Consider the following 14,980-nt stretch of genomic DNA (forward strand, 5'->3'; position numbering starts at 1 on the left):
GCCGGAGCTTGGCCAGATTGTCGAGGAGGCGCTGGGGTGACGTGTGAGGTCAACAGCTCGTTCATAGCGAGGTGGCCTCACCTGGGCACTCTGCAACGCTGGCAGGACAGAGGGGGGCGCGAAGGAATGATGCGTCAGGGAACCCTTCCTCTCGCCTCCGCGCCCTTCCTCCACTTCGCCCGGCTGCTGCGCCGCCACGCCTTTGCCGTCGCCCCCGAGCAGGTCTCCAGCTTCATGCAGGCGGTCACCCTGCTCGGCCCCCGCTCGATGGCCGACATCCGCGAGGCGGCGCTCGCAACGCTTGCCCCCCCGCCCGATCGCCGCGGCGAATTCGAGGCGCATTTTCGCAATCACTTCCATGGCGATGGCCAACCCTCCGTCGAAGGCGAAGACGACGAGGAAACCCGCATCAAGGACGATGGCGGCACGCGCCAGGAGGAGAAACAGACCACGCGCCAGGAGAAAGGCGGCGAGCTGTCGTCGGCAATCGAACAGCTCAGCAGCCGCGATTTCCTCCGCGACGACGATGGCCTTGGGCCCTTCCGCCGCAAGCTCGCTTCAGCCCTGCCCGCGCGCCGCTCCTTCCGCACCGTGCGCACCCATTCGCGCGGCAAGCTCGACCTGCGCCGCTCGCTCAGGGAAATCGTCAGCGCCGATGGCGATATCCCCTCGCCGCAGCTCCGCCGCCGCCAGACCGTTTCGCGCAAGCTGCTGATCCTGATCGATGTTTCCGGCTCGATGAAGCTGTACACGTCGGATTATCTCAAACTGGCGCACGCCGCCGTACAAGGTGCTGACCGTGCCGAAATCTTCACCTTCGGCACGCGGCTCACCCGCATCACGTCCGCACTGCGTATCCGCGATCGCGACCAGGCTCTCGCCCGAGCGGCGGCACTCGTAGACGACTGGGACGGCGGCACGCGCATGGGACCGACCCTGCTCGCCTTCCTCTCGGTGCCGCGCTTCTCAGCCTTCGCGCGCGGTGCCGCTGTGATCATCCTGTCGGACGCGCTGGAGCGCGGCGACCATGCCGATCTCGAAACGGCGATACGCCGACTGAGCGCGCGCGCCTTCCGGCTTTCGCTGGCGACACCTTTGGCCGGCGATCCGCGCTTCCAGCCGGCAACGGCGGCGTTGCGCGCCATCTTGCCCGATCTCGACGATCTCATCGACGGCTCGTCGCTCGGGAGTCTCACCGATTTCATCCTGTCGCTCGCCCGCCCTGCCCCGGCGGCGTCGGCAATCTGGAAAAGGGTATCGTGATGCAGAAAGCCATCGACGCGCATTTCCACATCTGGCGCCAGCAGGATCAGCCCTGGCTGGTCGGGCCGATGGTGCCGCGCATTTTCGGCCCCTACGAGCCGATCCGCCGCGACTATCCGATCGAGGAATTTCTCGCCGATCAGCAAGGCGCAGGTGTCGAGAAGGCCGTCTATGTCCAGACCAACTGGGCCAAGGAGGATTTCGAAAAAGAAGTCGCCTTACTGCAGAAGACTGCCGACGAGACCGGCTGGCCGCACGCTATCGTCGGCTATACCGATATGACTGTCGACGATGTCCGGCCCCAGATCGATCGATTGAAAAAGTACCCTCTGCTGCGCGGCGTGCGCATGCAGTTACACTGGCACGAGACGCCGGCCTTCCGCTTCGCTGCCTCGGCCGATCAGGTCATCGACCCCAAGGTGCGGGCCAATGTCGCGCGGCTTAAAGACTATGGCCTGTCCTTCGACCTGCAGCTTTTCCCCGCCCAGATGAAGGACGGGCTGACGCTGGTCGGCGAGAACCCGCAGACCAACTTCATCCTCACCCATGCCGGCATGCTGACCGGCATGGAGGCTGAGACGATCGAGGCCTGGAAAGCCGGCCTGCGTACTCTATCAACAGCGCCGAACTTCTACGCCAAGCTGTCGGGCCTCGGCACCTTCGTCCACCGCAACGATCCGGCGTTGATTGCCTACATCGTCGACAATGCAATGGACATTCTGGGCGCTGACCACCTGATGTTCGGCTCCAACTTCCCGATCGAAAAACTCTGGACCAGCCACGCCGAACTGATCAAGGCGCACCGCGCCGCGGTGGGCAAGCATGGCGCGGCCGCCGAGGCGGACATCTTCTGGAACACGGCGGAGAAAGTGTACCGACCGGTGTAGAGCGGGCGCCGTCACTTCCCCCGCAGGGGGAGGAGGCAAGGCGCGCGACTGCCTACTTTAAGTCGAACTGCGGATCGACCGGAATCTGCATCGCAGTCACCAGATGGTTGGTCTGCCCGGCCAGCCCGATGATCGACACCATCTCGCCATGCTGCGCATCGGTCATGCCTTTGGCGCGGGCAGCTGCCGTATGCGAGTGGACGCAGTAGGAGCAGCCATTGGCGGTCGACACCGCGATATAGATCATTTCCTTGGTCAGCGGGTCGATGGCGCTCTCCGTGGCCATCACCACCTTCACCTGTTCCCATGTCCGTTTCAGCAAGGCCGGATCGTTGGCGAGCCCACGCCAGAAATTGTTGACGAAATCCGATTTGCGCGTCGCGCGGATGTCGTCGAAGACCGCGTTCACGGCCGGGATTTTTTCGACCTCGGCGTCGGTCAGGAGTCTGGTGGCAGCCATGGTGTTTCCTTTCGTTGAATCGATGGATCAGGTCGTTGAATCAGATGTCGAGAAAAGGCGGCTAACCGGCTATTCCAATTCAGTCATACGGAATGACACAGAACCATGGCGATTGGCCGAAGCATCTCAGCGTCGTCATCCACGGGCGAAGCAGGCGCGAAGCGCCGTCGCGGAGACCCGAGGATCCATTCTGCGACCTCGCGCGAGGGATGCAGCGGCGCAAAATTCTGGACCGAAGAAACGCTCAGGAGTCCCGGCATGGATCCTCCGGTCTGCGCTGCGTCGCAGCTCCTTGCTCCGCCCGTGGATGACGAAGGGATGGACGGCTCGGCTAATCTCCACATTGTTCAACCCAGCAGCACACCCCTTTCGCTTCCTGCTTCAACACCCTAATGAACCGCGGCATACATGATCTTCTCCTCCGTCGCCTCCGCCGGCGAGAACTCCTCCACGATGCGGCCCTGCCGGCACACCAGAATCCGGTCCGACAGGTTCATGATTTCCGGCAGGTAGGACGAGATCACGACCACGGCCAGCCCCTCATCGGCCAGCCGGTTGATGATCTGGTGGATCTCGGCGATGGCGCCGACATCGACGCCGCGCGTCGGCTCGTCGAAGATCACGATACGCGGCTGCTGCACCAGCCCCTTGCCGATCACCACCTTTTGCTGGTTGCCGCCGGAAAGCTCGACCACGCGGGCATTGTCGTTGATCGCCTTGATGTTCAGCGTCTTCGTCCATTCAGCGGAAAGCGTGCGCATCTCCTGCTGGTTGATCACCCAGGCCTTTTCGCGGCCCGCTGCCAGCAGCCCGCCGAACAGGTTCTCGGCGATGCCCATCGTCTCGAAAATGCCCTCGCTCTTGCGGTCCTCGGTAACATAGACGATGCCGTCGGCGACCGCCTCACTGGGCACGAGATAGCGCACCGGCCTGTCGTCGAGTTCAATCGCGCCACCGCGCAAAAAATCGCGCTTGTAGATGCCGGAGACGATCTTGAAGGTCTCGGTGCGGCCGGAGCCGATCAGCCCGAACACGCCGGTGATCTGTCCCTGAAAGATCGAGAAGGAGGTGTTGCGCACGACATTGCTCATCGAAATGTCCTGCACCGACAGCACCTTCTTGCCGGCCTTGCGCAGCCTGGCCTCGTCGCGCTGGCGGTAGATCTGTCCCGACAACGTACGCCCGACCATGGCGGCGACGATCTTGTCGCGGTCGAAGGCCGATGTGTCGTCGGTGATCACCAGTTCGCCATCGCGCAGGATTGTGATGCGGTCGGCGATCATCAGCGCCTCTTCCAATGCATGGCTGATGAAGACGATCGAGACGCCGTTCGCCTTCAGCCGCCGGATCAGTGCGAAAAAGTGCCGCTTCTCCTCCGGCGTCAGCGTCGCCGTAGGCTCGTCGAAGATGATGATCTCGGCATTGTGGTGAACGGCGCGCGCGATCTCGACCATCTGACGCTTGGCCGCGCCGAGCGTTGCCACCATGGCGTTCGGGTCGACCGGGAAGTTCAGCGATTGCAAAAACTGTTGCGCCGAAATGTAGGTGCCGCGCAGCCGGTTGAGAAACTTTTCGGTGCCGAGATAGAGGTTCTGCGCCACTGTCATCGACGGCACCAGGCTGGTCTCCTGGAACACCATGGCGATGCCGGCCTCGAGCGCCGCATGCGGCGAGGCGTAGGCGATCTCGCCGCCTTTGTGGAACATCTTGCCGGAAGTGGCGTCGACGACGCCGGCAATGATCTTGGTCAGCGTCGATTTTCCGGCGCCATTCTCGCCGAGCAGCGCGTGGATTTCGCCCTTGCGCAGTTCGAAGCTGACTTGTCTGACCGCGGGCACGCCGCGATAGTTCTTGGTGACATTTTCCAGGCGCACGATCGGTTCCATCAGAGACCTCCTGCGTCGATGGCCAGCACGCAATCGCCGCCCCTGGAGGCGATGAACAGGCGGCCGTCCGTTTCCGCCACGCTGCAGATGCCATGGCGCGTGCCGTCGGCGCGGCTGTGCAGGCTGAATTGCGGCTGCATGTTTTGATCGAGCCTGACCACCAGCCCATAGGAGCGGCTCGGCGACCAGGGCTTGTGGATGCCCATGGTGCGGATGCCGCCGCATTGCAGCGGTTCGAGGAAGCTGCGATTGGAGGCCAAAGCCGGCGCGATCCAGTAGGCCGGCGCCACCTGGTCTAGCATATCGCGCCGATAGTGGGTTTCCTGGAGAACGAATTCGATCAGCCGGTTGCGTGGCGCGAACAGAGCCAGCCACGCGCCGCCATCGCCGGCCGGCGCGAGGCGCGCGGGATAGCCGGGCAGATGCGTCAGCACGGTCGAGCGGCGACCGGTCGCACCATCGAAGCGAACGAGCTGATGGCGCCAGCTTTCGCTGACCAGCACATCCCGCCCAATGGGATGCAGCCCATAGGGAAAGGCGATATCGCCGGCCACTTTGCGGAACTCGGCGGCGGCCGCGTCCCGCCTCCAAAGCGAACCGGACGCGCCCTTCTTCATCAGGTCGGCGGCCCATTGCGACGGCGTGTGCTCAGCCGAGCCATTGGCCAGCCACAACGTGCCGTCGTCTGCATAGGCAAGCGCGGTGATGCAGCTGACGCCGGCCGGCAGCGAAACCTCCTTGCCGGCAACCAGCAGCTTGCCGCTTTCCAACCCCACCGTCAGTTCGCCCGACAGTGATAGAGCCAGCGCCGTGATGGGGGAAAGAAAGGTCCCGACAACCTTCGGCTCCACCCCTGCGGCAAGCGAATATACCGCATTGCCGCTGGAAACGAGCAGCCGGCCATCGGCAACCAGAAGATTGTCGGGCTCCGTCAAATCGGCGAACACTGGCGCCTCGTCCAGCCGCGTGTTGGGCCGGAAGGCACCGTCGAGCGGTGGGATGGTCACCGCCTTGCCACGAAACAGGTCGAGCACAGGATCGAGGATCATGGCTTCGCTCCCCAATAAGAAGCGGAACTGGTCCAGTTCGGGTCGGCGCCCGCAATCTTGTAGCGGCCGATGCGGTTGTTAAGGATGCCGCCGACGAACAGGAAACCCTTGTGCTCGCGCATCGAGGTGACCATCGGATGCGCGCCGCCGGTGAGGTCGCCCATCGCCTCGATAATGCCGCCCTTGTCGTTGAATTTCACCACGCCGCCGGTGTTGATGTTGGGGAACAGCCACTCGTCCTGCGGCAGCCGGCGCGTCATGCGCTTGCGCATATCGGGATGGCGCAGCGACAGGTCGAAGCTCGGCGTGCGCATGCCGAGCCATGCCATCCAGTAATTGCCGTCGGAGGCGCGGTTGATGTTGTCGGGATAGCCCGGCATGTCGCGGATGACGCATTCGGCGGCGCCCGCCTTCGGCCCTTCCAGCCAGTAGCGATGCACGCGGCAGGCCCAGCTCTCAGCGAAGAACAGCGACTTGCCGTCGTGCGCCATGCACACACCGTTGGTGTAGCGGTAGCCGTCGAGCAGTGTCTTCGTCGAACCGTCCTTCGGGTCATAGACCAGCAGCCGGCCGGTGGCGCGGTTCTCGATCGAGTCTAGCGCCCAATCGTGGGCGTCATAGCGCTTGGTGGAGTCGGTAAAATAGATCCGACCGTCCGGCGCGATGTCGCAGTCGTTCGGGTCGCGCAGCCGCGCATCGTCGACGATCGATGTCCAGGAGCGCGATGTCTCCGCCGACAGGCGCTTCACTTCCCGATCCGGCGAGACGGAATAGAGCCCCATGGCGCCGACGCAGCTGATCAGATTGCCCGATTTGTCGAAGGTCAGGCCCAGCGGAAAGCCGCCGATATGGGCAAACACCTCCGATTTGATATAGTCCGGCGCGAAGAAGCGGACGATCTCGCCATGGCGCGTGCCGCAATAGAGGTGATCGTCGCGGTCAAGGATGACGTCTTCCGGCCCCTCCAACTCGCCCAGCCCGATATGGTCCGCGGCCGACAGACGGTTGTCGAGCGCGTAGGGCGTACCTGATCCCGGCACGGCAGACTGTGTCTCGCCCATCTTGAGATAGACCGGCGCGACATAGACCTCGTTGAGCACCTTGTGGCGGTTCTTCAGCCAACGGATGTCGATGGTAACCGCCACCGCCAGCATGATGCCCAGCACCATCTGGTTGGTGCCGGTGCCATAGCCCAGCCGGATCAGCCCGTTGGTCATGGTCAGCACGATGATGGCGCCCATCAGCCCCTTGATGACCGAGCCGCGGCCACCACCCAGGCTGACGCCGCCGACCACCGCCGCCGTCAGAGCCATGATCTCCAGGTTGAGGCCGGTGCCCGGCCCTGCCCCACTCAGGCGGCAAGCGATCAGGAAGCCGCCGATCGAGGCGCAGAAGCCGGAAAAGACATAGGTCATGAACACGGTGCGGCGCACGCGAATGCCGGCATTGTGCGCCGAGCGCCTGGAGCCGCCGACCGCCAGCACATGCCAGCCCGGCCGTGAGCGCGTCAGCGCGATATGGGTGACGATGGCAAGAATGATCGCCAGCCACACCGAGACCGAAAGCCCCCAGAAGGTGCTGTCGCCGATGAAGTCGAGCACATCCGATGTCGCCTGGGAAAGCTGCACGTCGGCGGCATAGGTGGTGACGAGAATATCGAACAGCGCCCGGCCGAAGATGAACGTCACCAGGGTGGTGAGGAAGGCGCGCAGCCTGAGGTAGCCGACGAGGTAGCCGTTGACGGCGCCGAAGATCAGGCCGGTGGCGAGCGATGCCGCCAGCGCCAGCCAGATAGACTGTTCGAGAATGAAGAAGACATAGACGGCGGAGAAACAGGACAGCGCGAAGATCGAGCCGACGGACAGGTCGATGCCGCCGCCCAGCATCACCACCGTCATGCCGGTGACCACCATCGAGAACTCGCCGAGCTGGCGGGTCGATTCCTGCAGCGAAGTCAGCTTGAAGAAGCCGGGAATGATCGAGCCGAACACGCTGAGCGTCGCCACCAGCGCCAGGAACGGAATGGCGTTGTCGGTCCAGCGTTTTGTCAGGATCTCGCCGACCAGATGGTCGGGCACGAGATTGTAGCGCCAGGACTGGAGGCGTTCGCGAAAGGACATCGGCGGCTGCTATTCCATGAGGGAACGAGGTGACCGGATTGTCCAGTCACCTCGTTTATTTCAGTCGAAAAGCGCGGCTTACTTCGCCGCCGCTTCGGCCTGCAGCGCCTTCAGGTCCCAGCAGCTGTCGGGCTTGAGGTCGGCTTTGGTCGTAGCCTTCTCCAGCGTGTAGATGTAGGTGTGCGACGTGCCGGCCGGCTGGCCGCTCTGCAGCAGGAACTTGATGATAGCGTTCATGTCGCCGGACTGGCGGGCAAGGTCTGTCATGACAACGGCGCCATAGGTGCCGTCCTGCAGCTTGTCGCAATCGGCCGCCTTTTCGCCGCCGCCGGTGGTGACCAAAAACACCTTGCCGTCGAGCTTGGCGTCGCGGATGGCGGCGGATGCGCCGGTGGCGTCGCCATCCCAGAAGTCGATGATAGAGCAGATGTCCGGGTTCTGCTGCAGCATTGTCGTCGTCACGTTGCGCGACGTCGTCGGATCCCAGTTGGAGTCGGGCTTGGCCACGACTTTGAAGTCGGGGTGCTTCTCCAGCACCTTCATGATGCCGGCATACTGGTAGAGACTGGACGAGTTGGCCTGATCACCCTGCACAAGGCCGATCTTCTTCGACGAATTCTCGCCGCAGCCCTTGATCGCCGCTTCGGCCTCGAGTTGGCCGAGCCGGTCCCAGTCACTGCCGACAAAGGCGTCGGCCGGGAAGTTGGCGGGATTGTCGACCAGTATGACGTAGGTGCCGGCGGCCTGCGCCTTCTTCATCAGCTTGGAATAGGAGTTGAGGTCCGGCGCATGGATGATCAACACGTCCGGCCTTGTGTCGGACGAGATCGCGTCGGTGATCGCCTGTGCACCGGCATCGACGACCCAGTTCGGATCGCGTGTTTCGAAGGTGCCGCCCCAGGCTTCGACTTCCGTCTTCAGATAGTGCGACCAGCCCTGCGCAAGGTCGAAGCCCATCGCCAGCGGCACCAGCATGACGCGCTTGCCCTTGAGCGCCTGCGCGTATGCGGCCGGGCCCGGATCGTCGGCGGCGAAGGTCGGCGCGACGAAGGCGGTAGCGGCCAGCGCCGTGGCGGCGGCCATCAGTGTTCTGATCAGTTTCATGTCACATCCTCTGTTTTTCACTTATTGCCGGCCGGTCGGCATGACCCGGTCGGGTACCCCTTAGATGTCGCCCTGCTGCGCGGTCTGTTCGTCACGCGGATTGATGATGCCGTCGACGATGATGGCTCCGAGCAGGATCGCCGCCTTGATCAGGTTTTGATAGAGCAGCGGAATGTCGATGATGGTCATCGCGTTCGACAGGATGCCGATAAGTGCAGCGCCCACCAGCACATTGCGCACCCCGCCCCGCCCGCCGGAAAGGCCGATGCCGCCGATCACCGCCACCAGCACGATGTCATAGAGCAGCGTCGAGTTGACGACGCGGGTGTTGATCGAGTGCAGGCTCGACGCCGTCAGCAGGCCGGCGATCAGCGCGACAAAGGCCGAAACCACATAACGCAGCACCAGCATTGGCCGCACCGGAATGCCGATGTTGCGCGCGGCGACCGGATTGTCGCCGGCGAAATAGATGTAGCGGCCCCATTTGGTGTAGCGCAGGAACAGGAAGAACAGGAAGGCGAGCCCGGCGAAGACGAACACTTCGATCGGAATGTCGAGGAAACGCAGGCCGCCGAGCAGCTCCACCCAATGGCCCTGAGGCACCGGCACCGCATCCTGCGTGATCAGTTGCGAGCGGACATAGCCGAAGACGAAGGAGCCGGTCGCCAGCGTCACGAAGATCGCCGGCACGTCGGCATAAGCGACGAGAAAACCGTTGAGCAGGCCGATGGCGAGCACGCCTGCCAGCACATAGGCGAAGGCGAGACCATCAGGCGTTCCGGCGTTGAGCAATTGCAGATACCAGGCGACCGACATCGCCATGATCGCCACCGCCGACAGGTCGATGCCCCTGCCGATTATGACGACCGCCATGCCGAGCGCCAAAATGCCTAGCACCGACACCGAGCGGACGATGGCAACGAGATTGTTGGCAGCGATGAAACCAGGCAGCCCAATGGCAGCGGCGACGAACAGCACCACGGCGATGGCAAAGACAATGCCTTCCTGGTTCAGGCTCCTGAAATGTGGCCAGCCAATCGTGTTCATGTCTGCATTCGCCCCGATGGCAGCTCTGCCACCCCTTCCGAAGAAAGCTAATCGGCTCGGCGCCGCTTCGTCAAATGAATCCGCGCTCGGAACGCCCGTTGGCAGTGATAATCTTCCAGTGGACGCACCGATTGCTAGAACTGGCGCAATCCTAGGAAAAGGCTGCGCTTTTGGCATTCCGTTGCGTCATTGCGCGTATGCGCGAAGGTGCCGTTCTGAGGCGAAAGCACAAGGCGGAATTAATTGCCGCCTGAGCGGCGAAAATCGCGAATTCAGGTCCTGGTCATGTGGCCTGAAACTTCGGCGCCTGCACCGGGCGGCAGCACGAGGAACCGCAACGCCGCCACCAGCCCGATGGCGCCGATGACCAGGAAGGCGATGCGAAAATCGACGAGGTCGAGCGCCGGCCGGTCCCTGACGATCTGCGACAGGTTGAGGATGGCAGCCGCCACCGCCACGCCGAACAGCATCGATATCTGCTGCAGCATGGAGGACAAAGTCGCCGCCGAGTTGCGCTGCGCGGCATCGATGTCGGCGAAGGCCAGAGTATTCAGCGCCGTGAACTGCATCGAGCGCGTCAGGCCGGCGATCAGCATCAGCATCACTACCAGCGCCTGCGGCGTTTCGGGCGAGATCGCCGCGCAGGCCATGATCGAGGCCGAGGCGATCAGGCCGTTGACGACCATGACCGTGCGAAAACCAAAGCGTCGCAGCGTCGGCGTCGTCACCGTCTTCATGCCGAGATTGCCGACGAAGTAGGCCAGGATCATCAAGCCGGCATCGACCGGCGAAAGGCCAAAGCCGACCTGAAACAGCAGCGGCAAAAGGAACGGCGTGGCGTTGATCGCCACGCGAAAAATGGTGCCGGCGGCAAGCGTCGAGATGGCGAAGGTCTGCACCCTGAACGCGCTGAGATCGAGCAGCGGATGCGGCGCGCGCCGGAGATGCCGCACCGCCAGCCAGCCGATGACGATGCCGGCGGCAACCAGCAGCACGGCGGGCAAGGCGCCGTCTTCCGGATGTGCGATGCGCTCAAGGCCGTAGAGCAGCAGCGCGAGCCCCAGCGACGTGAGGAAAAACCCCGGCCAATCCAGCGGCTTGGGATCGGCCGCGCGGTCGCCCGGAATGAAGCGCGCGACCAGCGCCAGCCCGACGAGCCCAAGCGGGGTGTTGATGAAGAAATTCCAGTGCCAGGAGAGATAGGTTGTGATGAAGCCGCCAAGCACCGGCCCGACCACGGGCGCAAACAACGCCGGCCAGGTGATCAGCGCCGTGGCGTTGAGCAGCTCCGATTTCGACGCATTGCGCAGCACCAGAATGCGCCCGACCGGCGTCATCAGCGCGCTGCCAAGGCCTTGCACGACACGGGCCGCGACGAACTGGGTAAGGCTCTGCGAGAAGCCGCAGGCCAGCGAGGCCAGCGTGAACAGTACGATCGCCAGCAGGAAGATGTTGCGCGCGCCGAAGCGGTCGGCAAGCCAGCCCGACAGCGGCACGAACACTGCCATGGTCAGCATATAGGCGGTGATGCCGATGCTCATCGCCACCGCCGGCACGCCGAAGGATTGTCCCATCTGCGGCAGCGAGGTCGAGATGATCGTCGAATCCAGCAGCTGCATGAAAAACGCGATGGCGACGATCAGCGCCACGCGCCGCGCATTGCTGGCGGTTACGGCGGAGGCCTCGGTGTCGGGAACGGCAGTCATGGCGAACCGCGTTGAACAGCATATGGCTGGCCCCGTCCAGAGCTTATCCAACAAACTTCCGTGTCGGCTCGCAGCCTGTTATGGATGGGCGGGCGGCCAAGGACATTGCATGAAGCCTATCTATATCGACTACCTCAATGCTCTCGATATCGAAGCCCTTGAGATGAGCGATGGCGAAATCATCGCCGCCGTCGAAGCCGGGCTTGTCGCGCAAGGCAACGGCCAGACGGTGATAGAGCCCCGCGTCCATCTCGAGCCCGATCCCTCCTTCCACGGCCACTTCAATGTGCTGCGCGGCTACGTCGCGCCGCTCGATACGGCCGGCGTGAAGATCGTCGGCGATTATGTCGACAATTATCTGCACGGCCTGCCCTCGGAATTCGGCATCCTCAATCTGTTCGATCCGCGCACCGGCACGCCGCGCGCCATTCTCGATGCCACCGCCATCACCGACATGCGCACCGGCGCTGTCACCGCCATCGGCGCCAAACATCTGGCGCGCAAGAACTCCAAGGTGCTGGCCCATATCGGCGCGCGCGGCACCGCCTACTGGAATGTGCGCCTGCTCGACCATCTCTTCGACTTCGACGAGATCCGCGTCCATTCGCGCCGCCCGGAAAGCCGCGACGGCTTCGCCGCCAAACTCTCGGCCGATCTCGGCAAGAAAGTCACCGCGGTTGCCGACTGGGAAAGCTGCATCAAGGGCGCCGACATCGTCGTCGAAGCCTCACGGCTGCCGGAGCCGCAGCCGCTGCTCAAGACCGAATGGATCAAGCCTGGTGCACTGGTCGTGCCGTATGGTACGATGAGCGCGGTGGAGCTGTCGCTGACCGACATCATGCAGAAAATGGTCGTCGACGATTGGGGCCAGTGCAAGGGCGGCAAGTTCGGCTCGCTGCGCGCTCATGTCGAAACCGGAAGGCTGAGCGAGACCACGCTGCACGCCGAGCTCGGCCAGATCGCTGCCGGTCTCAAGCCGGGACGCCAGAGCGACGACGAGACGATCCTGTTCTGGCATCGCGGCCTGTCGCTGTCCGACATTGCGCTGGGCAAGGCGATGCTGGCCAAGGCTGCTGATAAAGGCATCGGCCAGAGGCTGCGCTTCGCATGAGCGCGCTCGTCCTCACCGGCGCCGGCGTCAGCGTCGAGGATGTCGCGGCGGTCGCCCGCGCCGGCCGCAAGGTGGAGGTTGAGCCTGCTGTCATCGAGAGGCTCGACAAAGCGCGAAAAGTGCTCGATCAGGTCGCCGCGTCCGGTCAGCAAATCTATGGGCTCAACACCGGGCTCGGCGCCAATCTCGGCACATCGGTCGAGGGCGATGCCAGCACCTTCCAGCGCCAGTTGCTGGAAGGGCGAAGCGGCGCTGTCGGCGAACCGTTGCCCCAAGAGGCGGTGCGGGCGACCATGCTTGCGCGCGCAGCGATGCTGGCAGTCGGCGGTTCCGGCATTTCGCCGGCGGCTTTCACCGCCCTTGTCGATGCGCTCAATGCCGGCGTGCATCCGGTAATGCCGCAGTTGGGCTCGATCGGCGCCGGCGATCTCGTGCTGATGGCGGCGCTCGCCCGTCTGCTGACCGGCGACGGCGAAGCTGACTATCAGGGTCGGCGCATGCCGGCGGCCAAGGCGTTGATGATGGCGCGGTTGGCTCCGATCAGCCTGGCGCCGAAAGACGGCCTGTCGCTGATCAACGCCTCGGCGGTATCAGCCGGCACTGGCGCGTTGGTACTGGCCGACGCGCTGTCGGCCTTTGCGCAACAGCAGCAGGCGGGAGCGCTGACCATGGAAGGGTTTGGCGCCAACCGCACCATCCTCGATCCGCGCCTGCATCTGGCGCGGCCGGCAGCCTGCCAGCAACTCGCGGCCAAGGGCCTGCGCGACCTGCTTGCCCGCGACGAGGAGCCGACGCCGACCACCTTGCAGGACCCGCTGTCGATCCGCTGCATGCCGTCGATCCATGGCGCGCTGATCCAGGCGATCGACCAGGCGCGGCTGGCGCTGGAGATCGAACTCAATGCCGCCGCCGACAATCCGCTGGTGCTGGGCGATGACGGGCTGGTTCTGTCGACCGGCAATTTCCACACCGCATCGCTGGCACTGGCCTTCGAGACGCTCGGCCTGGGGATCGCGCAATGTGCCGCGGCAAGCGTTGCCCGCTTGATCCAGCTCGCCGGCTCCGGCCGCAACGGCCTGCCGAAATATTTGTCGCCGGTCGGCGGCGCCTCGGCCGGTTTCGTGCCGCTGCAAAAGACGGCAACGGCAATCCTGGCCGGCATCCGCCACAAGGCCAATCCGGTGATGCTGGATTTCCTTCCCGTGTCCGAAGGCGTCGAGGACCATGCGACGCAGACCCCTCTGGCGGTGTCGAAATGCGCCGAAATGATCGCGCTATGGCGCCGGCTGATCGCCTTCGAACTGATGGCCGCCGCGCAAGCCGTCGATCTGCGCGATAGCCTCAAGCTGGCGCCCGGCACCGCAGCGATCCATGCTGCGGTGCGCGCGCATGTGGCGATGCTGAGGGAGGACCGGCCGCTGGGAACGGATGCCGAGGTACTCCATGCCATGCTCGCCGACGGAACATGGCAAGGTGCAGCGATGATCGGCAAGGAGGCCGAGTAGTCAGCCCTTTGCGTCCACCCGTTTCATGAACAGGCTGAGCTCGGCCGGATCCATGCGCACGACATGCCTGTCTTCCGGATAGGCGCCGCTATCGACGTCGGCAACGTACTCGGAAAACGCCGCGACGCGTTCCGCCTGCAGACGATCGTACTCGGCGGCGAAGTTGCGGTAGACCTTGGAATGGCGCGGCATGTGGCCCCGGTTCTGGCCAAGAATATCGTCGGCAAACAGATATTGCGCGTCGCAGCCGGTGCCCGCACCCATCGACAGCATGATCAGCGAGGTCCGTTCCGAGATCGCCTTCGCCACCTCGATCGGCACCACTTCGATCTCGGCGCCGAGAGCTCCAACGGCCTCATACTGCTTGACCGCCTCAAAAATCTGCATGGCGGTGTCGGCGGTCTTGCCGACGGCCTTGAAGCCGCCGGTCCAGGTGGCGCGGGACGGAATGAGGCCGACATGGCCGATGACGGGGATCGCGTCGTCGGCGAGCCGCTTCACGGTGGCGAAACCGGCGCTGCAATAAACGGCGTCGGCGCCGGCCTTGTAGAGCCGGAACGCCCAGCGCAGGAAATCGTCCGCCGTGCCGATCTCATAAAAATTCTCGCCCGGCATGGTGAACAGGCTGGGCGCCGCATCGCGATACTCAGGGTTGAGCACCAGCTCGGGCGGCACCGAGACGATATCGACCCCTGCCCGCTCGGCAGCCTCGGCCTCGTCCATGGTCAGGACGCGCAGCATGGTCAGCTGGCGCTTGCCCTTCATGGCGCGCAGATCAGCGACGGTCGGTCTCTTTCGGCTCATCGGGATGTCCCTGTTGGCTGGTTGCTTTTCCCGGTCAC

At 64.0% G+C, this 14,980-nt stretch carries 12 protein-coding genes; 4 read left to right on the forward strand and 8 right to left on the reverse strand.

Annotated features, from left to right (window positions below; genetic code table 11):
- Positions 1-126 precede the first annotated feature (126 nt).
- Both NKJ57_RS21795 and NKJ57_RS21800 read left to right on the forward strand, forming a co-directional pair.
- Positions 127-1,263 (forward strand): vWA domain-containing protein, encoded by a 1,137-nt coding sequence (locus NKJ57_RS21795; RefSeq protein ID WP_352512570.1) that lies wholly within the window; start codon positions 127-129, stop codon positions 1,261-1,263.
- The gene (locus NKJ57_RS21800; RefSeq protein WP_352512572.1) at positions 1,263-2,150 is read left to right on the forward strand and encodes an amidohydrolase family protein; all 888 of its coding nucleotides are present in this window, start codon (positions 1,263-1,265) and stop codon (positions 2,148-2,150) included. Before NKJ57_RS21795 ends, NKJ57_RS21800 begins: the two co-directional genes overlap by 1 nt.
- Before the next feature lie 52 nt (positions 2,151-2,202).
- On the opposite strand, the gene NKJ57_RS21805 is transcribed toward NKJ57_RS21800, so the two are convergent.
- The 7 genes from NKJ57_RS21805 to NKJ57_RS21835 form a co-directional block, all read right to left on the reverse strand.
- Entirely contained in the window at positions 2,203-2,610 is a 408-nt protein-coding gene (locus tag NKJ57_RS21805; RefSeq protein ID WP_352512569.1) for a carboxymuconolactone decarboxylase family protein, read from the reverse strand.
- Positions 2,611-2,999: 389 nt separating this feature from the next.
- Positions 3,000-4,496 carry a sugar ABC transporter ATP-binding protein gene (locus NKJ57_RS21810; protein ID WP_023668180.1) on the reverse strand — a complete coding sequence of 499 codons (1,497 nt, stop codon included), beginning with the start codon at positions 4,494-4,496 and terminating at the stop codon, positions 3,000-3,002.
- Positions 4,496-5,545: an NHL repeat-containing protein gene (locus NKJ57_RS21815; protein ID WP_352512568.1), complete on the reverse strand. Its 1,050-nt coding sequence runs from the start codon at positions 5,543-5,545 to the stop codon at positions 4,496-4,498. Before NKJ57_RS21815 ends, NKJ57_RS21810 begins: the two co-directional genes overlap by 1 nt.
- Positions 5,542-7,665 carry an ABC transporter permease gene (locus NKJ57_RS21820; protein WP_352512567.1) on the reverse strand — a complete coding sequence of 708 codons (2,124 nt, stop codon included), beginning with the start codon at positions 7,663-7,665 and terminating at the stop codon, positions 5,542-5,544. The genes NKJ57_RS21815 and NKJ57_RS21820 overlap by 4 nt, the downstream gene beginning before the upstream one ends.
- Positions 7,666-7,743: 78 nt before the next feature.
- Positions 7,744-8,769 (reverse strand): sugar ABC transporter substrate-binding protein, encoded by a 1,026-nt coding sequence (locus NKJ57_RS21825; RefSeq protein WP_023668177.1) that lies wholly within the window; start codon positions 8,767-8,769, stop codon positions 7,744-7,746.
- Between the two features lie 60 nt (positions 8,770-8,829).
- Positions 8,830-9,816: an ABC transporter permease gene (locus tag NKJ57_RS21830; protein WP_023753585.1), complete on the reverse strand. Its 987-nt coding sequence runs from the start codon at positions 9,814-9,816 to the stop codon at positions 8,830-8,832.
- Positions 9,817-10,088: 272 nt separating this feature from the next.
- Positions 10,089-11,522, reverse strand: coding sequence for a DHA2 family efflux MFS transporter permease subunit (locus NKJ57_RS21835; RefSeq protein ID WP_027050679.1), 1,434 nt, complete (start codon positions 11,520-11,522; stop codon positions 10,089-10,091).
- A 109-nt stretch (positions 11,523-11,631) separates the two neighbouring features.
- Between NKJ57_RS21835 and NKJ57_RS21840 the strand changes: the two genes are divergently transcribed.
- Both NKJ57_RS21840 and NKJ57_RS21845 read left to right on the forward strand, forming a co-directional pair.
- The gene (locus tag NKJ57_RS21840) at positions 11,632-12,633 is read left to right on the forward strand and encodes an ornithine cyclodeaminase family protein (protein ID WP_352512566.1); all 1,002 of its coding nucleotides are present in this window, start codon (positions 11,632-11,634) and stop codon (positions 12,631-12,633) included.
- Entirely contained in the window at positions 12,630-14,138 is a 1,509-nt protein-coding gene (locus tag NKJ57_RS21845; protein WP_352512565.1) for an HAL/PAL/TAL family ammonia-lyase, read from the forward strand. The genes NKJ57_RS21840 and NKJ57_RS21845 overlap by 4 nt, the downstream gene beginning before the upstream one ends.
- Here the strand turns inward: NKJ57_RS21845 and NKJ57_RS21850 are convergent, their stop codons facing one another.
- On the reverse strand, positions 14,139-14,942 hold the full coding sequence (locus tag NKJ57_RS21850; protein ID WP_023682254.1) for a 3-methyl-2-oxobutanoate hydroxymethyltransferase: 804 nt from the start codon (positions 14,940-14,942) through the stop codon (positions 14,139-14,141). It abuts the gene before it with no gap.
- Positions 14,943-14,980: the final 38 nt, after the last annotated feature.

The sequence above is a fragment of the Mesorhizobium sp. M0077 genome (genome assembly GCF_040322955.1).
GTDB lineage: Bacteria > Pseudomonadota > Alphaproteobacteria > Rhizobiales > Rhizobiaceae > Mesorhizobium.